The following is a 24,509-nucleotide window of genomic DNA, read 5'->3' on the forward strand; positions in this document are numbered from 1 at the left end:
GGTAAATTTTAATTTATTGTAATACTATAAATTGTCTCTATATATGCCTAACCATATGTCAAACGAGCAAATAAGTATAAATAACCTGTCAAAAGTTTACGACAATGGTTTTGAGGCATTAAAAAAAATAAACCTAAATATTAAAAAGGGTGAAATTTTTGCAATGTTAGGACCAAATGGTGCGGGGAAAACTACGCTTATAAGTATTATCTGCGGGATAGTAAGACCATCTTCTGGTAAAGTAACAGTAGATGAATTTGATATTATTAATGATTATAGAGAAACAAGATCTAGAATCGGATTAGTTCCTCAAGAGTTAACTTTAGAGCAATTTGAAACTGTATTTAATAACGTTTCATATTCTAGAGGTTTGTACGGAAAAAAACCTGACCCTAAACATATTGAGAAAGTTTTAAAAGATCTAAGTCTATGGGATAAAAAAGATTTAAGGCTTAGACAATTGTCTGGGGGAATGAAAAGAAGAGTTTTGATTGCAAAAGCATTATCTCATGAACCAACCATTTTATTTTTAGATGAACCAACTGCTGGTGTTGATGTTGAGTTAAGGCAGGATATGTGGAAAGTTGTTGAGAGTTTAAGAAAAACTGGAGTTACAATAATTTTAACCACACATTATATAGAAGAAGCAGAAGCTATTGCAGATAGGGTAGGAGTAATTAATCAAGGAGAAATTATAGTTGTAGATGAAACAAAAGAACTATTAAAGAAAATGGGACATAAGAAACTTACTGTAGACTTGCAAGAAGAAGTTAAAGAATTACCAAGTAGTTTAGAAAAATATAATCTTGAAATTGGTGAAGATAAAAAATCAGTAAATTATACTTACAATGTTAGAGCTAAAAGCACAGGTATTACTAATTTGCTTCAAGATTTAAAAGATGCAAATTTAAAATTACAAGATTTAAAAACAGAGCAAACAACACTAGAAAAAATATTTGTTTCTTTAGTAAAGGAGAATAATGAAGTTTAATTTTCAAGCTTTTAGTGCAATTTATCTTCATGAGATGGATCGCTTTAGAAGAACTCTAATGCAGTCGCTTTTTTCACCAGTTTTATCAACCTCATTGTACTTTATAGTGTTTGGTTCTGTTATCGGTGGATACGTTGAAAATATTGATGGAATTAGTTATGGATCATACATAGTTCCAGGTTTATTGATGCTTACTCTTTTAACTCAATCTATCAGTAATACTTCTTTTGGAATATTTTTTCCTAAGTTTAATGGAACTATTTATGAAATTTTAGCAGCACCAATTTCTACTTTTGAAATTGTTCTAGCTTTTGTTGGAGCAGGAGCAACTAAAACTCTTATTGTAGGTGTTGTAATATTTATCACTTCAACATTTTTTGTAGAGGTCAAGGTCATGTATCCATTATTAATGATTTTTTTATTAGTATTGGTTGCATTTACATTTGCATTATTTGGTTTCTTAATAGGTTTAATGAGTTCTAATTTCGAACAGATGTCTATCATTCCGACCTTAGTTATTACACCAATGGTATTTTTAGGGGGTAGCTTGTACTCATTAGATATGCTGCCAGAATTTTGGCAGACAGTTACTTATTTTAATCCAGTAGTGTATTTAATTAATGGTCTTAGATTTGCTTTTTATGGAGTATCGGACTTTAATATTTGGGTAAGTATAATTTCTATGGTTGTGTTTTTAGTTGCTTGTGTAACAGTTGTTACAGTATTACTTAAAAAAGGTTACAATATTAAATCCTAGCTACTAGCTATTTTCTTTTTAGGATCATAAAAAGGTTTTTCTACAATAGTAGCAGGATATTTTCCTTCATGAGTTTGAACATCTAATTGATTTCCTAATTCTGAATAATTTATTTCTATCATTGCAAGTGCAATATTCTTTTTTAATCTAGGTGAATATACAGCTGAGGTTACTTTACCAATCGTTTTACTATCTTTTTCAATTGGCCAAAAAGTTGTATTAGGTCCTGATAAAGGATCACAATCAATGATAAGACCAACCTGTTTTCTCTTTATTCCATTTTGCTTAATCTTTTTTAGAGCTTCTTTACCTATAAAGTCTATATCAGTTTCTAAATTAACTAATCGATCTAATCCTAATTCAAATGGATTGGTATGAATGTCTGCATCTGCATGATATGAAAGCATACCCCCTTCAATTCTTCTTATGGACGATGTATGACCTGGTTTAATTCCATGTTCTTTACCAGCAGACATTATTTTTTCATATAATTCATTTCCTTTTGTACCATCTCTTAAATATATTTCATAACCAAGTTCACTTGACCAACCTGTTCTTGAAACAATTAGTGGAATTCCATCAAGATTATATTCTCTGAGCCAATAATATTTAAGATCTCTAATGCCATCACCAAATAATTTAACCATTATTTCTTGTGAGGTAGGTCCTTGTAACTGCAGAGGGGATACATCTGGTTCAGAAATTTTAACATCTAAACCTGAATTAAATGCAACACCTTGTGCCCATAACAAAACATCACTATCAGCTAATGATAACCAAAAATGATTTTTTTCTAATCTCAATAAAACTGGATCGTTTAATATGCCTCCATCGTTATTTACTATTAACACATATTTACATTGTCCAACTGATAATTTTGAAAGATCTCTAGGAGTTAATAATTGAATAAATTTGTAGGCATCAGGACCAGTTATTTCAACCTGTCTCTCAACCGCCACATCACATAAGATTGATTTTTCTATAAGGTTCCAGAAATTTTGTTCAGGACTTCCAAAATCTCTTGGAATATACATGTGATTATATACAGAAAAACCTGTAGCTCCCCATTTAACAGTAGAGTTGAAATATGGAGACTTTCTTATTTGAGTTCCAAAACCAAAGTTTTTATTAGACATTTGTGACCCTTAACAGTCTGAGTATGAATTACAAATAAAAAAATAGCCCTGTTAAGGGCTACTAAAAAAATGGAGAGGGAAGTTATTTTTTTAAAACTGTTCTGATTCAGTCGATCCAGCCATTGCTGTAGTTGAGCTTTGACCACTACTGATAGTATTTGATACTGCATCAAAATAAGATGTACCAACTTCTCTTTGGTGTTTAACACTAGTATAGCCATCTTTTTCTCGAGCAAATTCTTGTTGTTGAATTCTAGAGTATGCAGCCATACCTTCTTTTCTATATTTTTCAGCAAGTTCAAAGATTGCAATATTTTGAGTATGAAAACCAGCAAGAGTAATAAATTGAAATTTATAACCCATTTTTGCAATTTCTTGTTGGAATGAAGCAATTTCATCATCGCTTAAATGTTTTTTCCAATTAAAAGAAGGTGAACAATTATAAGCCAAAAGTTTGCCAGGAAATTTTTCATGTATAGCATCAGCAAACTTTTTAGCTTCAGCTAAATTAGGTGTTGCAGTCTCACACCAAATTAAATCAGCATAAGGAGCATAAGCTAAACCTCTAGAGATAGCTTGTTCTATTCCATCTTTTACGTAATGAAAACCCTCAGGAGATCTTTCACCTGTCAAAAATGGTTTATCATTTTCATCAAAATCATTCGTAATTAGTTTTGCAGCATTCGCATCGGTTCTAGCTAAAATAATTAATGGAACTTCTGCAATATCAGCAGCCAATCTCGCAGCTTTAAGATTTTTTACCATTGTTCCTGTTGGTACTAAAACTTTACCACCCATGTGACCACATTTTTTTTCACTAGCTAGTTGATCTTCAAAGTGTACGCCTGCAGCACCTGCTCTTATAAATTTTTTAGTTAATTCAAACACATTTAATGGACCACCAAATCCAGCTTCTCCATCAGCAATAATAGGCAACATGTAATCTGTTCTATCTTCTTTTTTCATATCACCGTCTTGCATTTCCATATGCTGAATTTGATCAGCTCTGATTAAAGAATTATTCATAGACTCAACTAATTTTGGTGCACTGTCATAAGGATACAAAGATTGATCTGGGTACATTTCACCAGCTGTATTAGCGTCAGCAGCTACCTGCCATCCACTTAAATAAATTGCTTTTAAACCAGCTTTCGCATGTTGAACTGCTTGATTACCTGACAAAGAACCAAGTGTATTTACATAAGGTTCAGAATTTAATAATTTCCAAAGTTTTTGAGATTGGTTTTTACACAAAGAATATTCAATTTTAATTGAGCCTCTTAATCTTTCAACTTCCTCATCAGTGTAGTCTCTTTTTATTCCAGCAAATCTTTTTAAGTCGTATGAGATATTTTCTGCACTCATTTTTTAGTTTCCTTTGTGTTTTTATCTAGAAAATTGATTAAGAAGAATGAATTAGTTGCTATCGTCTAAGGCTTTGATTAGCTCACTCATTCCACTTGAACCCCAATCACAATGATCATCTCTCATATAGATTCCTCTACTGTTGTGCTGATCTAAGTCCTCTTTTTTGATGATTTGAGCTTCATTTTCTGTGTTTTTTAAATTTTTATCCATGTAAATTATATATTTTACAGAATTTACAAAATCTATAAAAAACGTTAGAAAGCTTTGTAAATAAGGAAAAAATATTGTAAAAATAAATTTACAAAATTTACAAATAGTAAATATGAGTCAAATAGATTTAAAAATAGGGCCTAAAATTAAGTCTTTTAGAAGACAGCTCGGTCTTCAAGCAAATAAATTAGCAGAAGATTTAAGCATTTCTCCAAGTTATTTGAATCTTATTGAAAGTGGAAAAAGAAAAATTGACGGTGATCTACTATTAAACTTATGTGAAAGATTAAATATTCAGTTATCAGATCTTACTTCAAAAACAGATATTAATCTTCAAAATAATATTTCTGAAATTTTAGATGATAGTTTATTCGAAGATTTAGATATTTTAGGACCTGAAGTAAAAGATTTAGTTAGTACTAATCCAAAAATTGGAAAAGCAATTGTAAGACTTGGAGATATTTTAAAGAAAAAAGATCACGAACTAATTAATAAAATTGAAAAAATTTCTGGGAAAATTGTTGATAATAGAAAGAATTCTTTTCCAGGAGAAGTTATTTCAGACTTTTTACAAGATAATAAAAATTATTTTCCTAAATTAGAAGAATTTGCAAATAAAGTATTTGATAAAATTCAAAAAAATAATCGTACAAGATACATTGCTTTATGTGAATATTTGTATTCAGAATATTCTATTACTGTAAAAGATGTTATTCCTGATGAAAGCAAACCATTTTCAAAAATTTATAATAAAAATAAAAAAGAGTTATTGCTTAGTGATTACAGTTCACTAGAAACAAAAAAATTACATGCAGCTGCACAAATAGCACAAGAAGGCGCAAATAAAGAAATTGATGACTATCTTTCTAAATTTAGTTTTCCATCTGAGGAGTCAAAAAAGTTAACTAAAGTTGCTTTACTCAATTATTGTGGGGCAGCTATTTTAATGCCTTATAAATTATTTCATTCTGAGTGTAAGAAACTTAAATATGATTTAGAGTTACTTCAAAATACTTTTGCAACATCTTTTGAACAAGTAGCTCATAGAGTAACTTGTCTTCAAGACCCAAAACTTCCTGGAATTCCTTTTCATTTTTTAAGAGTTGATATGGCAGGTAATATTTCTAAAAGATTTTCTTTATCAGGTATAGATATCCCAAGATATGGTGGTGCTTGCCCACGATGGAATGTTTATTCTGCTTTTACTAGACCAGGGGTTATTCAAGCAGCTGTGAGTAAAATGAATAATGGTGAAAAATACGTTTGTATTGCAAGAACCGTTGAAAAAGGTATTGGACGATTTGGTCAAGCAAAGAGTGTTTTATCTATAGGACTTGGTTGTGATGCAAAATATGCAAAAGACTTTGTTTATACTGAAAACGTAAATATAAATGATAAATCGACTGAAATTCCAATTGGAGTTTCTTGCAGAACCTGTGACAGATTAGATTGTTCACAAAGAGCATTCCCCCCATTACATAAAAAATTTGATGTTGATTTAAATACAAGAGGTGTTTCGGTTTATGTCAGCGATGATAAAGCCTAATTATGATTAAATATATACTGCCAGCTATAATTATTTTTTTAATAGTATTATTCTGGGAAAAAATTACTGAGTCCGTAGAAAAAAAATTCAATATTAAGCTTAATTATATTGTTGTTAGCTCCATTATTGCTGCAATAGCAGTTATCCTTTTACTCCTAAATTACTAGGATTCATGAACAGTCTGGAAGTTTCAAATTTTAAAATTGAGGAAACTGAGGGAGTTTTTACCTTTAAAAACGAAAATACAACAATAGGCTTTGTTAGATTTAATGAGAAAGGTGAGGTAGAGTATATATTTGTTAATCCAATTTTTAGAAAACAAGGGTTAGCAACGAAACTATTACAATTAGTAAAACAAAAAACTGGAAAAGAAATAATACTTCAGGAACCAATCAGCCCTCTAGGATCGAAATTATTAAACTCATTAAATAAATGGAAATAAACTTATTATTTTTTTTTACAGTTGTTCCAGCCATAATTTTATACGGAATTGCAAAATCAGGCCTAGGTGGATCCATGACTTTAATTTCCGTTCCGTTAATGACAATCGTGATGCCACTTAATCAAGCTTTAGGAATTATTTTACCAATTTTAATATTTTCAGATTTTATTGCTGTTTATAAATATAGAAAAGAATTTGATTTAGGAACTTTAAAACTAATGGTTCCATTTGCAGCTATTGGTATAATTATTGGATCTTTAACTTTTTCATATTTTTCAGAAGACTTATTAAAATTTATCATTGGAGTAATGGGCTTCTTATTTGCAGGTCATTATTTCTTTTTTAAAAAAGACAAAGAAAAACAATCAGAAAAAAATTTTTTAAAAGGTGGAGCTTGTTCTGTGGTTGCAGGTTTTACAAGTTTTTGTGTACATGCAGGAGGAACTCCAACCAGTCTTTACTTACTTCCACTTAGAATGAAAAAAGAAATCTATGTTGGAACAAGAATATTTTTTTTCACTTTTGTGAATTTAATTAAACTTCCTTTGTATATTAATTTGTCTATGACAAATCTAGAATCTTTTAAACATTCAGCAATATTATTTCCAGTTGCATTATTAGGAATATTGATTGGATATAGATTACTTAAAATTATTGAAGAAAAATTATTTTACAATTTTATATATGCTCTAATTTTAGTATCAAGCACAAAGCTATTATATGATTATCTAATATGATTTTTTTACACATACTCAATTTAAAATAAATGTTTAAGTTTATTTAAATTATGAAAAAAAAATTTAATCCAAGAATTAAAGCTAGATTAAGAAAAAATAGACAAGTCTTAAGTAAAAATATCGACAACTTTTTTGGATGGATTAAAGGTGCAAAACTTGTTGAACTTAAAGAATGCAATACAGATGAAGATCCTGTAAGACCGGAATTAGATAATAAGTTTAGAACGGGTTTTGGAAGAAAAATTTTTGGAGTTGAGTACAAAGGAGAAATTCATGCCGTTATGTGTTTTGCTTACACAAATGAGATACCAAAAAGTGTTGAAGAGTTAGAAAAACTTAGTACTGACGCATTTTTACAAACTGCTATGCGAGATCAGACTGGAGGTCAAATAGCAATTGCTTACACTGTATGGTCTAAAAAAAAGGGTGGAGGGAAATTAATAGTAAAAGAAGTATTCAAAAAAATTAAAAAATCTAATCATTTAAATAGATTGGTAACCCTTTCACCTCTAACAGAAATGGCAACAAATTTTCATGAGAGAAATGGCGCTAAATTAATTCAAATTAATGAAACTACACAAAATTTTGAATATAAAGTTATGTAACAATGAAAATTATTAAACTTTATTTTATAGTATTTTGTACTTTATTTATTTTACCTTATTCTATGGTTATGGCTTATGAAGAAGCAAATTATGAAGTTGTCTCTAAAAATGAAGTTTATGAGATTAGAAAATATTCAGATCGTTTAGCGGTGGAAACAATGACATCTGGAATAGATAGTAATTTTAGAAAATTATTTAATTACATTTCAGGCAGAAACGATACCCAAGAGAAAATTAAAATGACAACTCCAGTTACTCAAGTTGAAAAAAATGGAAATATGAGTATGCAATTTTATTTACCATCTAAATTTAACTCAGAAAATGCACCAAATCCAAGCAGAGAAGACGTTAAAATAGTTAATATTGAAGGAGGATACTACGCGGTGCTGAGATATTCTGGACGAGCTTCAGATGGAAATTTTCTTAAGCATAAAGAAATTTTAGAAAAAGAGTTACAAAAAAATAATATATCAATTATAAGCCCACCTATTAGAGCAACCTATGATAGCCCATTTACCCTTCCAATGAATAGAAGAAACGAGGCTATGTTTAAAGTTGAATTAAATTGATGAAATCAAAATTTAAAGCAATGGTGTTATCTTGTATGGATCCAAGATTTCAACATTTAGTACATAATCATTTAAAGAAAAAAAAATTAACAGGAAAATACAGTGCATTCACAATTGCAGGTGCAGCTATTGGTGTTACACATAATAAATTCAAAAAATGGCATAAAACGTTTTATGATAATTTAGCAGCCTCTATTCAATTACATAAAATAGAAAAATTAATTGTAATCAATCATAAAGATTGTGGCGCAGCTAAAATTGCTAATGGAAATAAAGAATTTAGTCCAGTAAATGAAAAAAAAATTCATAAAGAGTCTTTCTCTAAAATTAAAAAACAAATAAAAAAAAGATTTCCAAAATTGAAATTAGAATTAAGTTTAATTTCTTTGGATAGTAAAATTACTAAATTCTAATTATTGATTTCTTATAAGAGGATAAACTTTAGGATTTAGATATTTTAAGTTTGTTAGCAATATTAAAATTAAAGTAACAAATCCAATTGAAAATCCTAAATAGATTAAAACTTTAAAGTTAAACATCCACACTAGCTCAAAAATATTTTCCATAATAAATTTTGAACCAATCACTGCAAAAAATATTGCAATTAAAATTACAGATTTAAAAATAATAATGAATTCAATTAACGATGAAAAAACAATTTGTTTTTTTGAAAAACCTAAAATTTTAAAGACTAAATTTTGATATTCTTTTACTTTTCCTTGAACCATAATTGCACTCGAAATTACAATTAAACCAATAACAATAGTAACTGCTGAAATTAAAGTAACTGCAATAAATACTTTATTTAAAACAGCTGTAACTTTAGATAAATAATCTGCAATTTTTATCATTGATAAACTTGGCATGATTTCAAGCATTTCAGTTTCATCAAATTTATTTGAATTAAATTTGGCAGTAGCCAAATATTCGTGTGGAATATTTTTTGCATATTGAGGATTAAATAACATTGCAAAATTGATGCTTAAATCTCGATAATCTACTTCTCTAAAATTAATGACCTTTCCTTCAATTTCACGTCCATAAATATTTAAAGTGAAAATATCACCTAACTGAATGTTAAAATCTTTAGCGACTTTTGCATCTAGAGATATTTGAAGTTGATCTGGGTTTGATAAATCCCACCATTTACCTTCTAAAATTGGATTATCTTCAGGTATATTTTCTACCCATGAAGATCTTCGTTCGCTACCAATTACCCAATAACTATCATTATCTGGTTTAATATAAGTGTTAGGATCCACACCATTAATTTTAACAATTCCAGAAGATACCATTGGGACAATTTCAATAGATGCATTGGGGTCCATATTTAAAATACCTTGCTCAAATTTCTCTCTTTCTCCTTTTTGAATACCGACGAAGAAATAATCAGGTGCAATATCTGGAATAGATTTAGCTATTTCTCTTTGAAAATTTGTACCAACTAAAGCTAATGTTAATAACAAAGTAACCCCTAAACCAAGAGACATAACTGTAATGGGAGTTATACTTTTTGTTTGGGTAATATTTTTAATTGAAACTTTTAAAGAAATTATTGAACTAGATTTGAATTTTTTTAGGAAAAAAATAATTAATTTTGAAAGTAAGAAAAATACAATTAAACATACAAAAAAAGCAGCAAAGTAGCCCAAGCTATAAGAAGGCTGTTCAGATCCAACTGTGAATAATAAAATTAAGATAGATAATAAAACAAAGCTAAGAACAACTGATCTTTTAGAATAATTAAATTGAAGATTTTGAAATACGTTTCTAAATAAATTAGACGCTTTTACTTGATCAATAGAACTGATTGTTGGGATAGAAAAAATTACTAGAACTAATAATCCCACTAAAAATATTTTTAAAAAATTTATTAAAGAAAACACTGGATAAACATTCAACCCTAGTCCGTCAGACAAATATTTATCTGCTATTGGTACAATTAAAAAACTTGATCCATAAGCAACAACAGTGATGATAAATAAAAGTATAAATAACTGCAGATAATATAGGGTTTTAATATTGCCCGAATAAAAGCCAACTGCCTTTCTAACAGCTATAGACATGTTGTTTTGATTAATAAAGGAAAGCAGAGTGTTTGCTATTCCGATACCTGCTATCAACATTGCACTGATAGATACGAGAGATAAAAATTGAGAAAAATTATTAATAATTCTCTTTATACCACTTGCAGAATTTTCAGGATATCTAAGTTTAACTTTTTGATCGTCTTTAAATATTTCTTCAATTCTTTTCTCAATTTCTTCTGGTTTATCATTTTCATTAAATTTTACTTTGTATTCATAGTTTAAAAAGCTTCCAATACCGTTTAGTTTTAAAATTTCTAAAGTTTGTTTTCCCGCTAAAGCCCAATCACCAAATGCAACAAATCCACTTACATCTGGTACTGATTTAATAATTCCAATTACTTTAAAATTTTGATCTTGAACTTTTACTATTTCATTAATTTTAATATTTAGGGTTTTTGATAAACTTTCATTGATTAGGATGGTATTAGGTTCTTTTTGCATTCTATCATAAGCACCCATTGGTTCATAAACAACATTTCCATATAAAGGATATTTTTCATCTACAGTTTTAATTCTAGTAAATAATGATTTATTTTTTTCTCTGCCAGTAGTTGAAAGCATAGTACTGAACTCAATCATTTGAGAAACAGTTGCAAATTCTTTCACTATGTTAACTAGATCCAAATTTCCCTGATTACGATTGTAATCAATTTCTAAATCCCCACCTAAAAGTGCTTTGGCATTATCATTTAGTTCTTTTTTAAGACTATCTTCAATTGTGAAAATAGCACTTAAGATAAAAAGACTTATAAATAGCGTAACAATGATACTAGAAATTTTATGATAATTTCTGTTTAAGTCTTTTAAAGCGTATTTAAAAATCAAACTAAATTCTGAAGGATTATTTAATTTTTCCATCTTTAATTTTTATTTTCCTTTTAGCTTTGTCAGCAAGTTTAGGATCATGAGTTACCATTATTAAAGACGAACCTTCTTCTTTTACATATTTAAATAAAATATTTGCAATCATGATAGAATTTTCAGTATCTAAGTTTCCTGTTGGTTCATCTGCTAAGATTAATTCAGGCTTCATTGCAATTGCTCTAGCTATAGCAACTCGTTGCTGTTCACCACCTGACAATTGACTTGGCAAATTATTAAAACGATGTTTCAAACCAAATCGGTCTAATAAAATTTTAGCTTCTTTTTCTGGATTTTTAAAATTATTAAGTTCAAGCGTTAAAGCAACATTTTCAACTGCTGTGTAATTAGGAATTAAATAAAACGATTGAAATATTATTCCAATATTTTTCTTTCTTATCTCCGACACTTCATCTTCACCAAGGCCTGTTATTTCTTGATCATTAAAAATTATTTTACCAGAGGTTGGTTTTTCTAAGCCTCCAATTAACATTATTAAACTTGTTTTACCTGAGCCACTTTCCCCAACTACTGAAACAGTTTCTTTTTTCTTAATATTTAAATCAATATTCTTTAAAACACTGATACTATCTTTACCAGTTTGGTATTTGAGATTTATTTTTTTTAATTTAAGAAGAGTACTCATGAATAAAACTATATTTATTAAAATTTTGATATTCTTTCTAGTGCACATAAACGCAAGTGCAATAGAAAAGGTAGTTTTATTCGGTGATAGTTTGATGGCTGGTTATGGATTACCTAAAGAACATCATTTATCAATAGTTTTAGAAAACAATCTTAAACAAGCTGGGTTAAATATTAAAGTCATTAATGGAAGTGTCTCTGGAAGCACGTCATCAGGTGGATTAAATAGAGCTGATTGGAGTTTATCAGAGCCAGGTATTGATTTAATTATTTTAGGATTAGGTGCTAATGATATGCTTAGAGGAATCCAACCAGAAGAAACAGAAAGAAATTTAGAACAAATAATAAATGTTGCTACGAATAAAAAAATTAAAATTATTTTAGCTGGAATGGTAGCGCCTGATACTCATGGGGAACAATATAAAAAAGAGTTTGATGCTATTTATCCGAAGTTATCAAAAAAGTATAATTTAGCATTTATCCCATTTCTTCTTGAAGGTGTGGCACTTAATCCAAGTTTGAATCAACAAGACGGTATACACCCTAATAAAGATGGAACAATTAAAGTAAGTGAAACAATAAAAAAAAGTATTATTAATATAATTAATTAAATGAAAATCTTTCTATCAATATTTAGCTTATTATGTTGTTTTAGTTTTGCTCAAGCTCAAAATACAAATATTACTTTAAATTCTGATTTAAACTTAAATTGTAAATTTGAAAAAGTAATTTTAAAAAATCCAGACCATAACTTTGAATCTTTCACAAAAGATCAAATTAAAAGAAAAGATATTAATAAGTTAATAATCGAGTCAAAAACACCAGATGTTCTAAATGTTAAAAATTTATCAGAATTTTTTAATAAAATTGATTTAGAGGTTAAAATTTCAAATAAGGATATATTCTTAATTCAAGCATTCGATAAAGAGAGGAATTACTCTGAGTCTGCAGTCTATACTAGAAAAACAGGCGAACTAATTCACGAAATCACAACCAATATAAAACAAGAGGAAAAAGAAAAAGATATTTCTTTTTATAGTTGTAAAAATAACAACAAAGACACTTAAGACCAAAGACTCTAATTCTAATATTTGATAATATTTAAATATGAAGAAGTTATTCTTAATAGTTTTTGTTTGTTTATTTACACAGGCTAGTTCTTTAGCAAATGAAAGAGATACTAGGCTTAACCAATTGTTTAATGAGTTAAAAGCAAATAAATCGAAAGTAGCTTTTATAATAGAACAAGAAATTTGGGCTTTATGGAGTACACATCCAACAGACGAAAAACTTACTGCAAGACTAGAAGAGGGCTCTCAATTTGTGAGAGATCAAAACTATATAAAAGCAAAAGATATTTTTACTGAAGTAATTAATCTTGATCAAAGTTGGGCTGAGGCTTGGAATAAAAGAGCAACTGTACTTTATATGTTAGGAGAATTTCAAAAGTCTCAAGATGATATAGATCAAGTATTAGCCCTAGAACAAAGACACTTTGGAGCTTTAGCGGGGCAGGGTTTAGTGAATATTCAGCTTAAGAATTATGAAAAAGCAATAAGAAGTTATGAACAAGCACAAGAAATTTATCCTGCTATGAGATCACCAAAAATAATGATCAAGCAAATAGAAGAATTAATGAAACAACAAACAATATAATGTGTGGAAGATACGTAATAAAAAACCCCGTAACAAAAACAAATAAATTAGTTAAATCTGCAATTCAGGTTGAAGATACTGAAAACTATAATGCTCATCCATATCAAAAACTGCCTGTCATAAAAAAATATAAAAATGGAAATACTTTAGAAAATCTACAATGGGGCTTGGTACCTAGTTGGGCTAAAGATAAAGATTTTAAAGCTTTGATTAATGCAAGACTTGAGACCATTGATGAAAAAGTTTCATTTAAAAAACTAATAAAAAATAATCGATGTGTAGCAGTTGCAGATGGTTTTTATGAGTGGAAAAGAGAAGAAAAAGAAAAAACTCCTCATTATTTTACCCGTGAAGATACTAATCCTATTTATTTTGCTGGCATCTTTGAAAATGATCAGTTCTGTTTGATTACAGAGGAAGCAAAAGAAAATATAAATGAAATTCATCACAGACAACCAGTTATTTTAAATCAAGCTGATATTAATCGTTATTTAAATTTAGAATTACAAGGTTCTACATTTTTAAAGGAACGTAAAATTCCTAATTTAATTTTTCATGAAGTTTCAAAAGATGTTAATAAGCCTACAAATAATAGCGCATCCTTAATTCAAAAAGTTTAATTAGTCTCTAAAATTAACAAAATCAATTGGAAGCCCAATATCAATTGCTTTGATTGCAGCGATAGCTTCTTGAAGATCATCTTTTTTTTTGCCATCTACTCTTAATTCATCGCCTTGGATTTTAATTTGAATTTTAAGTTTTAGTTTTTTGATATCAGCAATAACTTTTTTAGCATTTTCTTGGCTAATTCCCTCTTTTAATTCACTGACTTGTCTAATAGATCCTCCTGACGCTCCTTCAGAACTTTTAACTTCTAAAACCCTTGGATCTACTTTTCTTCTAACTAAATGGGTTTGTAATAATTCATTTACTTGCTTTAATTTTAATTCATCAGGTGCATTGGTAGTTACCGTTTTATCTTTTCGTTCAATTGAAATATGAAGTCCTTTAAAATCATAACGGTTACTGATTTCTCTTAAACAATTAGCTAAAGCATTATCAAATTCTTGATAATTTATTTTACTAATTACATCGAATGAAGGCATATTTATATTATACAGTATTAATGATCAAAATTTAAACTAAAATATAAATTCTAGCAATAATAAGGCATTTTAGCTTATTGAGTTAATTGTAAATAATAATATATTTAAGTTATGCTTAGTTATATCATTCCATTTTTAATACTTATCTTAGTAGTTGTTTTTATACATGAATATGGACATTACTATTTTGCAAGAAAATATGGAGTAGGTGTTACAGATTTTTCAATTGGTTTTGGTAAAGAGTTATTTGGTTGGAACGATAAATCTGGAACAAGATGGAAAATTTGTGCAATTCCTCTAGGTGGATATGTAAAATTTTTTGGAGATAGAAATGTTTATTCACAAGCTGATCATCAAGAAATATTAGAAAAATATAATGAAGAGGAACGGGAAAAATTATTTATTTTAAAACCTTTATACCAGAGAGTTTTAATCGTATTTGGCGGGCCTTTAGCTAATTTTTTATTAGCTTTAGTAATATTTTTTTCAATCTATACCTTTGTAGGTAAAGATTTTACTCCTGCAGTCATTAATGAAGTTCAGAAAGATAGTCCAGCAATGGAAGGAGGGCTAAAAGCTGAGGATATAATTTTAGAAATAGACGGCAATGAAGTTAAAAGCATTATGGAAGTTTCTAAGTTTATCACGATGTCTACTGGTGATTTTATAGATTTCAAAGTTAAGCGTTCCTATGGTGAATTAATATTAAAAGTAAAACCTAATATTGTTGAAGGTGATGATGGATTAGGTAATAAAATAAATAAAAGAATGGTAGGTATTAAGCTTGGAGCTTACAATAATAAAGTTAACCATGTTAAATTAGGACCTGCTCAGGCTTTATATCATGCAGGTTATGAAGTTTATTTTGTAAGCTTTTCCTCATTAAAATACATCGGAGGAATGATTTTAGGAAAAGCAGATACTTCTCAACTGGGAGGTCCAATTAGAATTGCTAAAATTTCTGGACAAGTTGCAACGTTTGGAGTGTTGGCTTTCATTAGTATGATGGCTTATATTTCAATTAGTTTAGGACTTATTAATCTTTTTCCAATACCAATGTTAGATGGAGGACATTTAATGTTTTATGCATTTGAGAAAGTTTTGGGCCGACCTTTATCACAAAAAACTCAAGAAGGTTTTTTTCGAATCGGATTGTTTTTGTTGTTATCATTGATGTTTTTCACGACATTTAATGATCTAAAAGACCTAGGTTTGTTTAGATAATTCATATTTTTAAAAGTTAAAAAAGTCAATAAAATCAACGTTTATTTATGTTTTTACAACATATTGTGTGTTTTAAAAAACTATACACTAAAAAAAAGCTTGATTTATCAACGTTTATGACAAGTATAAATATTAACCAACAAAACCGGAGCTAAAATGAACAAAAAACAACTAATTGCTAAGCTTTCTGGCTCATTAAACTTGAGCAAAGCAGATGCTGAGCGAACTTTTGATACAATTACCAACACTATTTTAGATGCTCTAAAAGGTGATGATTCAGTAAAAATTGCTGGATTTGGTACGTACAAAGTTGCTAAGAGAAAAGCAAGAGTTGGAAGAAATCCAAGAACTGGTGAACAGATTCAAATCGCTGCTTCTCAAAAGGTAAAATTCTTACCAGCCAAAGCTTTAAAAGAAGTATTCAACAGATAATATTCTTTTTCTACAGCCCTAAACGTTTTAAAAGCACGTTTGGGGCTGTTTCTATATGCAAAAACTGCATAGCCACTTTTCCTAATCAGCGTTAGTTATAAAAATTAATAAACTTATAAGACACCTCTTAAACAAGTGGAGGTCTAATGACTAAAATAATAAAAAAAATATCAGCACCGCTTCTTAGTTTAATTTTTTTATTAAACATGAGTAGTGCAGGTATGGCAGAGACAACAGTCTCTGGAGAAGTTCAAGCGATATTTAATTCGCTTCTATTTTTAATTTGTGGTTTCCTTGTCATGTTCATGGCAGCAGGGTTTGCGATGCTAGAATCTGGTATGGTAACTTCAAAAAGTGTATCAGTAATTTGTGCTAAGAACATAGGTCTATATTCAATTGCCGGAATTATGTTTTGGCTTTTTGGTTATAATTTAGCTTACGGAATTCCTGAAGGAGGATACATTGGAACATTTACACCTTGGTCAGATGCAAGTGCAGTTGATACAGGTTATGCTGATGGCTCAGACTGGTTTTTCCAAATGGTATTCTGTGCAACAACAGTTTCAATTTGTTCAGGTGCTATGGCTGAAAGAATTAAGCTATGGCCATTTTTCTTATTTGCAGCTATTTTAGCTGGAATTATTTATCCAATTGTTATGGGTTGGCAATGGGGTGGGGGCTGGTTAGCAGAGCTAGGCTTCTCTGATTTTGCTGGTTCTACATTAGTACACTCAACAGGTGGTGCAGCTGCTTTAGCAGGTATCATGCTTTTAGGTGCTAGATATGGAAGATTTGATAGCAAAGGTGAGGCGAAAGCAATTAAACCTTTTGCTGCCTCTTCAATTCCATTAGTAACTGTTGGAGTATTTATATTATGGTTAGGTTGGTTTGGATTCAATGGTGGATCTCAACTAGCTATTGGAACATTTGATGATGCAGTAGCTGTATCAAGTATATTTATCAATACTAATCTTGCTGCTTGTGGTGGTGTTATGGCTGCTGCAATAATTACAAGATTAATGTTTGGTAAAACAGACGTAATTCAAATGTTAAACGGAGCAATTGGTGGTCTTGTAGCTGTTACAGCTGAACCATTAGCGCCATCACCTTTAGCAGCAATTTTCATTGGAGCTGTAGGTGGATTAATCGTAGTGTTTGGAACTAAATTATTATTCAGTTTCAAACTTGACGATGTTGTAGGTGCAATTCCAGCTCACATGTTTGCTGGTATTTGGGGAACATTAGCAGTGCCATTAACAAACGCTGATGCAACGTTTAGTGCACAATTAATAGGTGTACTTTCAATTAACATTTTTGTGTTTGTTGTGTCTTATATAATCTGGTCAATAATGAAAGCTACGTTTGGAATTAGGTTAAGTAAAGAAGCTGAAACCAAAGGTACTGACGTTACAGAAACAGGTGTAATAGCCTACGCAATACGAGACTAATTGTATGCAATATAGAGGCTCTTCGATCTCCATGTCGTTATCTCATTGAAGAGCCTCTAATAACAAAGAATTAACTATAATCTCTCTCTCTAGTTAGTTAACTAAAGACCCCTTATTTCTAAGGGGTCTTTTTATTTATTTATTTATAATATTTTGGAGAGTTTTAAATACTTCCTTAGCATGGTCTTTTACTTTAACGTTATCCCAAACTTTAAGTATTTTGCCTTTTTTATCGATTAAATAAGTCGATCTGATTATTCCCATAAATTCACGGCCCATAAATTTTTTCTTGCCCCAAACTTTATACTTTTTAAGAACTTTTAATTCTTCGTCAGCAAGTAAATCAAATTTAATTTTGTATTTATCTCTAAATTTATTATGACTTTTTAAATTATCTTTAGAAATACCCAGAATTTCACAGTTCAACTTTTTAAATTTTGGAAGTAATTTATTAAAATCATTTGTTTCAATCGTACAGCCTGGAGTATCATCTTTAGGGTAAAAATAAATAATCACATAATTTCCTATTGAATCTTTAAGAGAGTATTCTTTTTTATTTGTGGATGGTAATTTAAAAATTGGTGCTTTTGTATTTTCTTTAATCATTTATTTCGTTCTCCTCCCAAAGTTTTTTGTAATCAATTAATGGTGACAAGCCGTAACTTGAGTTAATATTTGTTAGATGTAGTGATAAACTTTTTAAGGGAGAAATACAAATTTCTTTTGAATAAATTTCATTTAAGTATTTTTCAAATGGATCATGTCTGTCTAGACAATTTTTATAAAAGTTATCCCAATATTTATTTAATAAGTTTTTATTTGTAAGGAAGGTACATAGTGTTTTATCTACAGTTCTCCAATGACGTTTATTTCCAATCAAAACATTTGTTTTTTCATTATTCATGTAAAGATAAGGATAATCAGATGGACACATAAAAATATCCTTATTTAGTTGTGATGCGATTCTTTCATAAGAAGCCACCATTTCTTCCAACATTGGTTCAAAATGTAAATAATCATCCTCAACAAAGAAAATTAAATCCTCACCAGTATCTTTTCCAATCTCAAAACTTTTAAGTAAACTTGCAAGATTTGCAAAAGTTTCTTTATTTTTTTGTTCTGATATTTTCTTTTCATATTTTGAGTAATCTAAATTGATTATCTCTATATTATATCCATCAATTACTTTTTTAACTATATTAAGGTTTTCACTGCTTGAATTATCATCAACAATTATTGTTTTAACATTTATGGTGGGGTGTTTATTTTTTAAAAAATTAATTGATCTAATAAGCGAGTTTAATGATCTTTTAGTATATTCAATTTTTGGATACTCAAATAATCTTCTTCTATTTTGATCCCAAATTTCAATATCTGTATTCATCCTTAGAATAATTAGTATTGAATTTACTTTTTTTGTAATTTTAACTTCACCCAAAGGTAAAACTATAGATTTTTCATTCAAAATCGAGAGTTCTTCATTTAATTCCTTTCCTAATGTTGGTGATGAAAAATGATTTTGATCTAAAATTTCATAACCTAAAAATTTACAGATTTTGATAAAAAATTTTTTCATAATGTGTTATAGGTTTTATAATATTATGGTCATTAAATCATTACAAACTCTAGTTAGTGAAACTTTAAAAGAGATTAAAACAATTAATGCAGATGAAGCTTATCAAATGGTCCAAAATAAAAATTGTAATTTAATAGATATAAGAGAAAGTAATGAGTTAGAAAACACAGGTAGTGTTGAAGGTGCAAGTCATATACCAAGAGGAATGCTTGAAGTATATTTAGATCCTAATAGCCCAGTATTTCAAAATGGACAAATAGACCAAAATAAAGAATTTGTTTTATTTTGTGCGGGAGGTGTAAGATCAGCTTTAGCTGTAAAATCTTTAAAAGATATGGGATATCAAAAAGTATCACACATTGATGGTGGGTTTGGTTCTATAGCTAGTAGCAAATTTAAAATAATTTAATTAACACTATACTCTTCTAAAGCATATTCAAGTCTATCTTGTCCCCAAAAAATTTTATCATTGACTATAAAGGTTGGAGTTCCAAAAACTTCTTTTTGAAAAGCATCAGTAGTTAATTTAATTAATTTATCTTTAACTGATTGTTCTTTTATAGATTGAAAAAATTTTTCACTATCAATATTTAAATCCCTTATTAATTTAGTAATATTCTCAATATTTGATAAGTCATGATTATCTTTCCAATAAGCATCAAAAAAACAATTTATGTAATCGTTTTGCTTATCCTTACTAACACAAATATATCCTCTCATTATATTTAAAGAATTAATTGGAAAATTAGAATTCCATTTGAATTCAATATTATTTTTTTCAGATACCAAATTGCAATCGTTTATATTATTTTTCAATTTGTATTTATTAAATGCAGGAGAATCAATTCCAGCTAGCTTATGAAGACCACCTAAATAGACTGGTTTGTAATTAAATATGATATTCTTATGTTTAAGAATTTTCTTGTGTGCGATATATGCATATGGGCTAATTATATCGAAATAAAAATCTATATGATTACTCATATAAACTAATTCTTTTTGCGTAAAAAATTCTAATTATCCAATATAAAAATAAACCTATTGGACCAATTAAGTAAGTCACAATTAATGGCACAGCCATCAAAACTTTGTTTATAGGAAACTTTTGAGAATCTTTAACAATCCAGCCACCAATAAATAAGTTTATTGCTATGAAATGTGTCCAAAATATCATTATGTATAAATAGTCTTCAAACAATATAGATAGCTCACTAAGACCAAGATAAAGAGAAAAATTTCCATCAAAATCATAACCAATTAAATAAGATTTATATAAAATGAAGATATAAACGCCACTTAATATGAAAAAAGGAAAAATTGATGTTACAAAAATTCTACTTAAATGTGATTGAGGAAACACTATCAAGATAAACCAAAAAGGTAGAACACCAAGGTTGATCCACATATAAAGTGTCTCAATTGTGAAATAAGTATAAATTTGTTCAATCATTTAAATATATTATATTAAATCTAACAATGATTCCTATAAGAAATAGAAAAAAAACGCTTCAAGTAACTGTTGATGAGATGCGTAATTTTGCCTTTGCTTATGTTGAAAAGTATGCTCCTTCAAAACAACAACTCAAAACTTATTTACTAAAAAAATACATGAAACTATCAGCATCTGATGTAAGAAAAAAAGATGTAAATAAATTGATTGATATTGTTTTGTCTGACCTAGAAAAAAACAGATTTATAAATGATCAATTTTATTCTGAAAGTAAAGCTAAAAGTATGATTCAAAGAGGAAACTCAATTAATAAGATAAGAAATTATTTAATTGGAAAAGGGATTAATGAAACATTTATCAAAGATACAGTTTATAAAATAAAGGAAGATAATTCTGATCAGGATTTTTTTTCAGCAATAAAATTATGTAAAAAAAAAAGAATTGGTCCAGCAAGAGCAGAGGATAATAGAACTTTATTTTATAAAAAAGATATATCTCTACTTGCAAGAAATGGATTTGATTTTGAAACATCAAAAAAGGTAATGGACATAGAAAAAGATGAATATCTAAAAATAATAAATCTACTTTGAATTTTTATCTTTTTCTTCTTTAACAAGCTGATTTATTTTATTTCTTATATAATTTTTTACGAAAACAAATACTAATAATCCAAAAATTGATACTGAAACAATAATTATCAATATTATTCTTAATTGTTCATCCATTATAAAATGTTTTTATTTTTCAAAATAATACTTGGATTTTTTAAATTTTTCTTACCATACAAAATTTCATTTCCTTTAAAATCAGTAACAGTTCCACCCGAATGTTCTAAAATTGCATGACCAGCAGCAATATCCCACTCATATGCTCTGGGTTCAGCAACATAACCATCATATTCACCAGCAGCAACGACACAGAATTTCAAAGAACTTTTCATTCTAATATTTTCTTTTACCCCTAAATCATCATAAATTTTTTGAATTTCAGGCTTTATTTTAGTTGAGTATGAAATAAACTTTAAATTTTCTTTTTTGTTAGCAGGTAAATTACTTAAGTTTATTTTTTTACCGTTGCTAAGCTCAAAAGCATTTTTTTTTCCATACGAATAAAACATTCTTTTTTTCGCTGGAGCATTTATTAATCCTGCAACTGGCTTGTTGTTGATAATTAAACCAGCGTTGATGGTAAATTCTTCCAGATTATTAATATAATCATAAGTTCCATCAATAGGATCAACAAGCCAGAAATCTTTTAAATTTAGGTTATCTTTATTTTCTGAGGTCTCCTCTGAAATGATAGGTAAATTTGGAGTAACCTCAGAAATTTTTTTTGATATAAATTTATTTACTTCTAAATCACCATTACTCACCGGTGTATTGTCCGATTTTATTTTTTTTATCAAACCCTTATTTCTTAATTGTATAGCTAAATCTCCAGCCTCTAAAAAATTATCAATTAAATTTTCAACAATCTCTTTTAAGTTCACCTTCATTTTCCTAATTTTTTTAATTCAACGTTTTTTGCGTTAATCACTTTTTTTCCAGCATTTTCAAAATTAACTGTCACTTTATCGTTAATTATAGATTGCACTTGCCCAATTCCCCATTCTTTTTTTTGAGGATTAGTGACTTTGTCACCTGGTTCATAATCTAAAATCATTTAATTTAACTTATATTGTAAATAAGTGTAAATAACACCTTATGAATAAAGATTTGAATTCTATTGGTTTAGATAAAAAACCTTCAGATACTACCGTAGTTGTTGCAATGTCGGGTGGAGTAGATTCCTCCACTGTTGCAGGAATTATGAAAAAGGAAGGTTATAATGTAATTGGTATAACGCTAAAACTTTATGATGATGGTAAAGAAGTAGCTGCGTCTAAACAGTGTTGTTCGGGTCAAGATATAATGGATGCTAAACGTGTTGCACAAAAGTTAGGTATAGAACACAAAATTTTATATTATCAAGATAAGTTTAAACAAGGTGTTATAGATAATTTTGTTGAGAGTTATTTAAAAGGTGAAACTCCAATTCCATGTGTTCAGTGTAATCAAACTGTAAAATTTAAAGATTTATTTGAAGTTTCAAAAGAATTCAAAGCTGATGCATTAGTTACTGGTCATTATGTAAAAAGTATTACAGAAAATAAAACCACTAACATGTATAGAGCTATAGATGAAAATAGAGACCAAAGTTATTTTTTATTTAATACCACAAGAGAACAATTAGACTACTTGAGATTTCCTTTAGGAAGTATGCTTAAAAACCAAACTAGAGAAATTGCAAAAAATTTAGATTTGAACGTTGCTGATAAACCTGATAGTCAGGATATTTGTTTTGTCCCGAATGGCGACTATGCATCTGTAATACAAAAGTTCAGACCAGACTCATTTCAAAAGGGAAATATAAAAAATCTAAATGACGAAGTTATAGGTGTACATGATGGAATTATAAATTTTACTATTGGACAAAGAAAAGGAATTAAAGTTTCTAATAAAGAGGCACTTTATGTTTTAAAGATTAATCCTGATAAAAATGAAATAATTGTAGGTCCTAAAGAAAACCTTGGAAAGAAAGTGATATCTCTAAAGGATATAAATTTATTAACTAATAAAGAAGATTTACAGAAAGATATATTTGTTAAAGTTAGATCTACAGGTAAGCTTTTAGATGCAAAAGTAAATTTACAAAATGAAAACAAAGCAGAAGTAAAATTAAAAATTTCTGAGGATGGGATATCACCCGGTCAAGCATGTGTCTTCTATCAAAGAGATAGCTTGGGATATAAGGTTCTTGGAGGTGGATGGATAAGTAATTATTAAGACTTTTATTAAAATAAATTTCTTTTTAATTTTTATGTTTATGTTAGAAATCCTTAAAATACTTTTGTTAAATTAGTTATTATGGAAAACAATATTGTATCAAACTTTAGCAAACAACAGATAGAAAGTTTTTTTTTAAACTCTAATGTAGAAATAAGTATAGCAAATTTTATTTTTGCAATTTTAATTTCTGCAATCTTAGCTTTTGTAATAAAGATAACTTATATAAAAATTTCAAAAAGCTTAAATGATAAAGAGCATTTTTCCGATACATTTGTACCATTAGCAATAATTACAACTCTTGTAATCACCGTAGTAAAATTTTCTTTAGCTTTGTCATTAGGATTAGTTGGCGCGTTGTCTATTGTAAGGTTTAGAGCGGCTATAAAGGAACCAGAGGAATTAGTTTATTTATTTTTTGTAATAGGTATTGGTCTTGCAACAGGAGCTAACCAATTTTTTATTGCTATTGTTGCAACATTTATAACTATTTTAATTCTTTACTTTAGAAAAGTTTATAATGACAAAACTAATAAAGATAATTTAACAGAAGCTTCTACAAATATACTTCAAATGCAAGTTGAAGGGAAAGATCAGAATAGCGATGAGATTTTGAATAAAATTAAAAAAAATGTAAATTACTTAAACTTAAAATCTTTTTCATCTGAAAATGAATTCAAACAATTTAATTTTTGGTTTGATATAGATAAAAAAAAACTAGATATATTTTTAAAGGATATTGAAAAAATTACATCTGAAAATAAATCTATAAAAATACAAATTTTTTCAAGATCAGGTATTTACGAATAAAAATTGGTAAAAAATTGATTTTTAA

32 protein-coding genes are annotated in these 24,509 nt (G+C 28.5%); 19 read left to right on the forward strand and 13 right to left on the reverse strand.

The window, feature by feature from the left end; all coding sequences use genetic code 11:
• Nucleotides 1-55: 55 nt before the first annotated feature.
• The gene (locus ACTT9R_RS06770; RefSeq protein WP_440927243.1) at nucleotides 56-991 is read left to right on the forward strand and encodes an ABC transporter ATP-binding protein; all 936 of its coding nucleotides are present in this window, start codon (nucleotides 56-58) and stop codon (nucleotides 989-991) included.
• Entirely contained in the window at nucleotides 981-1,748 is a 768-nt protein-coding gene (locus ACTT9R_RS06775; protein WP_440927244.1) for an ABC transporter permease, read from the forward strand. The genes ACTT9R_RS06770 and ACTT9R_RS06775 overlap by 11 nt, the downstream gene beginning before the upstream one ends.
• On the opposite strand, the gene ACTT9R_RS06780 is transcribed toward ACTT9R_RS06775, so the two are convergent.
• From ACTT9R_RS06780 to ACTT9R_RS06790, 3 genes are all read right to left on the reverse strand, one after another.
• Nucleotides 1,745-2,884 carry a glycine cleavage T C-terminal barrel domain-containing protein gene (locus tag ACTT9R_RS06780; RefSeq protein WP_440927245.1) on the reverse strand — a complete coding sequence of 380 codons (1,140 nt, stop codon included), beginning with the start codon at nucleotides 2,882-2,884 and terminating at the stop codon, nucleotides 1,745-1,747. The genes ACTT9R_RS06775 and ACTT9R_RS06780 overlap by 4 nt on opposite strands.
• Nucleotides 2,885-2,974: 90 nt before the next feature.
• Complete coding sequence (gene aceA / locus ACTT9R_RS06785) at nucleotides 2,975-4,249, reverse strand: isocitrate lyase (protein ID WP_440927246.1); 1,275 nt, start codon at nucleotides 4,247-4,249, stop codon at nucleotides 2,975-2,977.
• 51 nt (nucleotides 4,250-4,300) lie between these two features.
• The gene (locus ACTT9R_RS06790) at nucleotides 4,301-4,462 is read right to left on the reverse strand and encodes a hypothetical protein (RefSeq protein WP_023854007.1); all 162 of its coding nucleotides are present in this window, start codon (nucleotides 4,460-4,462) and stop codon (nucleotides 4,301-4,303) included.
• 112 nt (nucleotides 4,463-4,574) lie between these two features.
• Between ACTT9R_RS06790 and ACTT9R_RS06795 the strand changes: the two genes are divergently transcribed.
• From ACTT9R_RS06795 to ACTT9R_RS06820, 6 genes are all read left to right on the forward strand, one after another.
• Nucleotides 4,575-6,008 (forward strand): helix-turn-helix domain-containing protein, encoded by a 1,434-nt coding sequence (locus ACTT9R_RS06795; protein WP_440927247.1) that lies wholly within the window; start codon nucleotides 4,575-4,577, stop codon nucleotides 6,006-6,008.
• Between the two features lie 172 nt (nucleotides 6,009-6,180).
• Entirely contained in the window at nucleotides 6,181-6,450 is a 270-nt protein-coding gene (locus tag ACTT9R_RS06800) for a GNAT family N-acetyltransferase (RefSeq protein WP_440927248.1), read from the forward strand.
• Complete coding sequence (locus ACTT9R_RS06805; protein ID WP_440927249.1) at nucleotides 6,441-7,187, forward strand: sulfite exporter TauE/SafE family protein; 747 nt, start codon at nucleotides 6,441-6,443, stop codon at nucleotides 7,185-7,187. Before ACTT9R_RS06800 ends, ACTT9R_RS06805 begins: the two co-directional genes overlap by 10 nt.
• A gap of 50 nt (nucleotides 7,188-7,237) precedes the next feature.
• A complete protein-coding gene (locus ACTT9R_RS06810; protein ID WP_440927250.1) occupies nucleotides 7,238-7,792 on the forward strand; it encodes a hypothetical protein in 555 nt (184 codons plus the stop codon).
• 2 nt (nucleotides 7,793-7,794) lie between these two features.
• On the forward strand, nucleotides 7,795-8,361 hold the full coding sequence (locus ACTT9R_RS06815; protein ID WP_440927251.1) for an SOUL family heme-binding protein: 567 nt from the start codon (nucleotides 7,795-7,797) through the stop codon (nucleotides 8,359-8,361).
• The gene (locus ACTT9R_RS06820) at nucleotides 8,361-8,774 is read left to right on the forward strand and encodes a carbonic anhydrase (RefSeq protein ID WP_440927252.1); all 414 of its coding nucleotides are present in this window, start codon (nucleotides 8,361-8,363) and stop codon (nucleotides 8,772-8,774) included. Before ACTT9R_RS06815 ends, ACTT9R_RS06820 begins: the two co-directional genes overlap by 1 nt.
• On the opposite strand, the gene ACTT9R_RS06825 is transcribed toward ACTT9R_RS06820, so the two are convergent.
• Both ACTT9R_RS06825 and ACTT9R_RS06830 read right to left on the reverse strand, forming a co-directional pair.
• The gene (locus ACTT9R_RS06825) at nucleotides 8,775-11,309 is read right to left on the reverse strand and encodes an ABC transporter permease (protein ID WP_440927253.1); all 2,535 of its coding nucleotides are present in this window, start codon (nucleotides 11,307-11,309) and stop codon (nucleotides 8,775-8,777) included.
• Nucleotides 11,293-11,958, reverse strand: coding sequence for an ABC transporter ATP-binding protein (locus ACTT9R_RS06830; protein WP_440927254.1), 666 nt, complete (start codon nucleotides 11,956-11,958; stop codon nucleotides 11,293-11,295). Before ACTT9R_RS06830 ends, ACTT9R_RS06825 begins: the two co-directional genes overlap by 17 nt.
• Here ACTT9R_RS06830 and ACTT9R_RS06835 point away from each other — a divergent pair.
• The 4 genes from ACTT9R_RS06835 to ACTT9R_RS06850 are packed head-to-tail and all read left to right on the forward strand — an operon-like array spanning nucleotide 11,957 to nucleotide 14,233.
• On the forward strand, nucleotides 11,957-12,568 hold the full coding sequence (locus ACTT9R_RS06835) for an arylesterase (protein WP_440927255.1): 612 nt from the start codon (nucleotides 11,957-11,959) through the stop codon (nucleotides 12,566-12,568). The genes ACTT9R_RS06830 and ACTT9R_RS06835 overlap by 2 nt on opposite strands.
• Nucleotides 12,569-13,024, forward strand: coding sequence for a hypothetical protein (locus ACTT9R_RS06840; RefSeq protein ID WP_440927256.1), 456 nt, complete (start codon nucleotides 12,569-12,571; stop codon nucleotides 13,022-13,024).
• Nucleotides 13,025-13,064: 40 nt separating this feature from the next.
• Nucleotides 13,065-13,613 carry a tetratricopeptide repeat protein gene (locus ACTT9R_RS06845; protein WP_440927257.1) on the forward strand — a complete coding sequence of 183 codons (549 nt, stop codon included), beginning with the start codon at nucleotides 13,065-13,067 and terminating at the stop codon, nucleotides 13,611-13,613.
• Nucleotides 13,613-14,233 carry an SOS response-associated peptidase gene (locus ACTT9R_RS06850; protein ID WP_440927258.1) on the forward strand — a complete coding sequence of 207 codons (621 nt, stop codon included), beginning with the start codon at nucleotides 13,613-13,615 and terminating at the stop codon, nucleotides 14,231-14,233. The genes ACTT9R_RS06845 and ACTT9R_RS06850 overlap by 1 nt, the downstream gene beginning before the upstream one ends.
• On the opposite strand, the gene ACTT9R_RS06855 is transcribed toward ACTT9R_RS06850, so the two are convergent.
• Nucleotides 14,234-14,719 carry a YajQ family cyclic di-GMP-binding protein gene (locus ACTT9R_RS06855; protein WP_440927259.1) on the reverse strand — a complete coding sequence of 162 codons (486 nt, stop codon included), beginning with the start codon at nucleotides 14,717-14,719 and terminating at the stop codon, nucleotides 14,234-14,236.
• Between the two features lie 111 nt (nucleotides 14,720-14,830).
• Between ACTT9R_RS06855 and rseP the strand changes: the two genes are divergently transcribed.
• The 3 genes from rseP to ACTT9R_RS06870 all read left to right on the forward strand — a co-directional run bounded on the left by rseP (nucleotide 14,831) and on the right by ACTT9R_RS06870 (nucleotide 17,823).
• Entirely contained in the window at nucleotides 14,831-15,943 is a 1,113-nt protein-coding gene (gene rseP, locus ACTT9R_RS06860) for an RIP metalloprotease RseP (protein WP_440927260.1), read from the forward strand.
• 156 nt (nucleotides 15,944-16,099) lie between these two features.
• Nucleotides 16,100-16,375, forward strand: coding sequence for an HU family DNA-binding protein (locus ACTT9R_RS06865; RefSeq protein ID WP_023853992.1), 276 nt, complete (start codon nucleotides 16,100-16,102; stop codon nucleotides 16,373-16,375).
• A 146-nt stretch (nucleotides 16,376-16,521) separates the two neighbouring features.
• Nucleotides 16,522-17,823, forward strand: a complete 1,302-nt coding sequence (locus ACTT9R_RS06870; RefSeq protein ID WP_440927261.1) for an ammonium transporter — start codon at nucleotides 16,522-16,524, stop codon at nucleotides 17,821-17,823.
• 135 nt (nucleotides 17,824-17,958) lie between these two features.
• Here ACTT9R_RS06870 and bcp read toward each other — a convergent pair whose 3' ends face one another.
• A complete protein-coding gene (bcp, locus tag ACTT9R_RS06875; protein WP_440927262.1) occupies nucleotides 17,959-18,429 on the reverse strand; it encodes a thioredoxin-dependent thiol peroxidase in 471 nt (156 codons plus the stop codon).
• Entirely contained in the window at nucleotides 18,422-19,399 is a 978-nt protein-coding gene (locus ACTT9R_RS06880; RefSeq protein ID WP_440927263.1) for a glycosyltransferase family 2 protein, read from the reverse strand. The genes bcp and ACTT9R_RS06880 overlap by 8 nt, the downstream gene beginning before the upstream one ends.
• Before the next feature lie 25 nt (nucleotides 19,400-19,424).
• Here ACTT9R_RS06880 and ACTT9R_RS06885 point away from each other — a divergent pair, with 25 nt between their 5' ends.
• A complete protein-coding gene (locus ACTT9R_RS06885) occupies nucleotides 19,425-19,808 on the forward strand; it encodes a rhodanese-like domain-containing protein (RefSeq protein ID WP_440927264.1) in 384 nt (127 codons plus the stop codon).
• Here the strand turns inward: ACTT9R_RS06885 and ACTT9R_RS06890 are convergent.
• Together ACTT9R_RS06890 and ACTT9R_RS06895 are read right to left on the reverse strand one after the other, a co-directional pair.
• Nucleotides 19,805-20,383 carry a 2-hydroxychromene-2-carboxylate isomerase gene (locus ACTT9R_RS06890; RefSeq protein WP_440927265.1) on the reverse strand — a complete coding sequence of 193 codons (579 nt, stop codon included), beginning with the start codon at nucleotides 20,381-20,383 and terminating at the stop codon, nucleotides 19,805-19,807. The two genes, ACTT9R_RS06885 and ACTT9R_RS06890, sit on opposite strands and share 4 nt — an antisense overlap.
• Entirely contained in the window at nucleotides 20,376-20,849 is a 474-nt protein-coding gene (locus ACTT9R_RS06895; protein ID WP_440927266.1) for an ABA4-like family protein, read from the reverse strand. The genes ACTT9R_RS06890 and ACTT9R_RS06895 overlap by 8 nt, the downstream gene beginning before the upstream one ends.
• Before the next feature lie 26 nt (nucleotides 20,850-20,875).
• On the opposite strand from ACTT9R_RS06895, the gene ACTT9R_RS06900 reads away from it, so the two are divergent.
• Nucleotides 20,876-21,439: a regulatory protein RecX gene (locus ACTT9R_RS06900; protein ID WP_440927267.1), complete on the forward strand. Its 564-nt coding sequence runs from the start codon at nucleotides 20,876-20,878 to the stop codon at nucleotides 21,437-21,439.
• Here ACTT9R_RS06900 and ACTT9R_RS06905 read toward each other — a convergent pair.
• From ACTT9R_RS06905 to ACTT9R_RS06915, 3 genes are read right to left on the reverse strand one after another with little or no spacing between them, the layout of a single operon-like run.
• Nucleotides 21,431-21,574, reverse strand: coding sequence for a hypothetical protein (locus tag ACTT9R_RS06905; protein WP_179850730.1), 144 nt, complete (start codon nucleotides 21,572-21,574; stop codon nucleotides 21,431-21,433). The genes ACTT9R_RS06900 and ACTT9R_RS06905 overlap by 9 nt on opposite strands.
• Entirely contained in the window at nucleotides 21,574-22,344 is a 771-nt protein-coding gene (locus ACTT9R_RS06910; protein ID WP_440927268.1) for a 3'(2'),5'-bisphosphate nucleotidase CysQ family protein, read from the reverse strand. Before ACTT9R_RS06910 ends, ACTT9R_RS06905 begins: the two co-directional genes overlap by 1 nt.
• The gene (locus ACTT9R_RS06915; RefSeq protein WP_075484623.1) at nucleotides 22,341-22,511 is read right to left on the reverse strand and encodes a DUF3553 domain-containing protein; all 171 of its coding nucleotides are present in this window, start codon (nucleotides 22,509-22,511) and stop codon (nucleotides 22,341-22,343) included. The genes ACTT9R_RS06910 and ACTT9R_RS06915 overlap by 4 nt, the downstream gene beginning before the upstream one ends.
• A 41-nt stretch (nucleotides 22,512-22,552) precedes the next feature.
• Here ACTT9R_RS06915 and mnmA point away from each other — a divergent pair, with 41 nt between their 5' ends.
• Together mnmA and ACTT9R_RS06925 are read left to right on the forward strand one after the other, a co-directional pair.
• Complete coding sequence (gene mnmA, locus ACTT9R_RS06920; protein WP_440927269.1) at nucleotides 22,553-23,674, forward strand: tRNA 2-thiouridine(34) synthase MnmA; 1,122 nt, start codon at nucleotides 22,553-22,555, stop codon at nucleotides 23,672-23,674.
• Between the two features lie 81 nt (nucleotides 23,675-23,755).
• The gene (locus ACTT9R_RS06925; protein ID WP_440927270.1) at nucleotides 23,756-24,484 is read left to right on the forward strand and encodes a DUF4956 domain-containing protein; all 729 of its coding nucleotides are present in this window, start codon (nucleotides 23,756-23,758) and stop codon (nucleotides 24,482-24,484) included.
• Nucleotides 24,485-24,509 lie beyond the last annotated feature (25 nt).

Origin of the sequence: Candidatus Pelagibacter sp. (assembly GCF_052049835.1) — a bacterium.
Taxonomy (GTDB): domain Bacteria; phylum Pseudomonadota; class Alphaproteobacteria; order Pelagibacterales; family Pelagibacteraceae; genus Pelagibacter.

Coding starts and splice junctions, on each gene's coding strand:
- ACTT9R_RS06770 (WP_440927243.1), top strand. CDS start 56: ATGTCAAACGAGCAAATAAGTATAAATAACCTGTCAAAAGTTTACGAC.
- ACTT9R_RS06775 (WP_440927244.1), top strand. CDS start 981: ATGAAGTTTAATTTTCAAGCTTTTAGTGCAATTTATCTTCATGAGATG.
- ACTT9R_RS06780 (WP_440927245.1), bottom strand. CDS start 2,884: ATGTCTAATAAAAACTTTGGTTTTGGAACTCAAATAAGAAAGTCTCCA.
- aceA (WP_440927246.1), bottom strand. CDS start 4,249: ATGAGTGCAGAAAATATCTCATACGACTTAAAAAGATTTGCTGGAATA.
- ACTT9R_RS06790 (WP_023854007.1), bottom strand. CDS start 4,462: ATGGATAAAAATTTAAAAAACACAGAAAATGAAGCTCAAATCATCAAA.
- ACTT9R_RS06795 (WP_440927247.1), top strand. CDS start 4,575: ATGAGTCAAATAGATTTAAAAATAGGGCCTAAAATTAAGTCTTTTAGA.
- ACTT9R_RS06800 (WP_440927248.1), top strand. CDS start 6,181: ATGAACAGTCTGGAAGTTTCAAATTTTAAAATTGAGGAAACTGAGGGA.
- ACTT9R_RS06805 (WP_440927249.1), top strand. CDS start 6,441: ATGGAAATAAACTTATTATTTTTTTTTACAGTTGTTCCAGCCATAATT.
- ACTT9R_RS06810 (WP_440927250.1), top strand. CDS start 7,238: ATGAAAAAAAAATTTAATCCAAGAATTAAAGCTAGATTAAGAAAAAAT.
- ACTT9R_RS06815 (WP_440927251.1), top strand. CDS start 7,795: ATGAAAATTATTAAACTTTATTTTATAGTATTTTGTACTTTATTTATT.
- ACTT9R_RS06820 (WP_440927252.1), top strand. CDS start 8,361: ATGAAATCAAAATTTAAAGCAATGGTGTTATCTTGTATGGATCCAAGA.
- ACTT9R_RS06825 (WP_440927253.1), bottom strand. CDS start 11,309: ATGGAAAAATTAAATAATCCTTCAGAATTTAGTTTGATTTTTAAATAC.
- ACTT9R_RS06835 (WP_440927255.1), top strand. CDS start 11,957: ATGAATAAAACTATATTTATTAAAATTTTGATATTCTTTCTAGTGCAC.
- ACTT9R_RS06830 (WP_440927254.1), bottom strand. CDS start 11,958: ATGAGTACTCTTCTTAAATTAAAAAAAATAAATCTCAAATACCAAACT.
- ACTT9R_RS06840 (WP_440927256.1), top strand. CDS start 12,569: ATGAAAATCTTTCTATCAATATTTAGCTTATTATGTTGTTTTAGTTTT.
- ACTT9R_RS06845 (WP_440927257.1), top strand. CDS start 13,065: ATGAAGAAGTTATTCTTAATAGTTTTTGTTTGTTTATTTACACAGGCT.
- ACTT9R_RS06850 (WP_440927258.1), top strand. CDS start 13,613: ATGTGTGGAAGATACGTAATAAAAAACCCCGTAACAAAAACAAATAAA.
- ACTT9R_RS06855 (WP_440927259.1), bottom strand. CDS start 14,719: ATGCCTTCATTCGATGTAATTAGTAAAATAAATTATCAAGAATTTGAT.
- rseP (WP_440927260.1), top strand. CDS start 14,831: ATGCTTAGTTATATCATTCCATTTTTAATACTTATCTTAGTAGTTGTT.
- ACTT9R_RS06865 (WP_023853992.1), top strand. CDS start 16,100: ATGAACAAAAAACAACTAATTGCTAAGCTTTCTGGCTCATTAAACTTG.
- ACTT9R_RS06870 (WP_440927261.1), top strand. CDS start 16,522: ATGACTAAAATAATAAAAAAAATATCAGCACCGCTTCTTAGTTTAATT.
- bcp (WP_440927262.1), bottom strand. CDS start 18,429: ATGATTAAAGAAAATACAAAAGCACCAATTTTTAAATTACCATCCACA.
- ACTT9R_RS06880 (WP_440927263.1), bottom strand. CDS start 19,399: ATGAAAAAATTTTTTATCAAAATCTGTAAATTTTTAGGTTATGAAATT.
- ACTT9R_RS06885 (WP_440927264.1), top strand. CDS start 19,425: ATGGTCATTAAATCATTACAAACTCTAGTTAGTGAAACTTTAAAAGAG.
- ACTT9R_RS06890 (WP_440927265.1), bottom strand. CDS start 20,383: ATGAGTAATCATATAGATTTTTATTTCGATATAATTAGCCCATATGCA.
- ACTT9R_RS06895 (WP_440927266.1), bottom strand. CDS start 20,849: ATGATTGAACAAATTTATACTTATTTCACAATTGAGACACTTTATATG.
- ACTT9R_RS06900 (WP_440927267.1), top strand. CDS start 20,876: ATGATTCCTATAAGAAATAGAAAAAAAACGCTTCAAGTAACTGTTGAT.
- ACTT9R_RS06905 (WP_179850730.1), bottom strand. CDS start 21,574: ATGGATGAACAATTAAGAATAATATTGATAATTATTGTTTCAGTATCA.
- ACTT9R_RS06910 (WP_440927268.1), bottom strand. CDS start 22,344: ATGAAGGTGAACTTAAAAGAGATTGTTGAAAATTTAATTGATAATTTT.
- ACTT9R_RS06915 (WP_075484623.1), bottom strand. CDS start 22,511: ATGATTTTAGATTATGAACCAGGTGACAAAGTCACTAATCCTCAAAAA.
- mnmA (WP_440927269.1), top strand. CDS start 22,553: ATGAATAAAGATTTGAATTCTATTGGTTTAGATAAAAAACCTTCAGAT.
- ACTT9R_RS06925 (WP_440927270.1), top strand. CDS start 23,756: ATGGAAAACAATATTGTATCAAACTTTAGCAAACAACAGATAGAAAGT.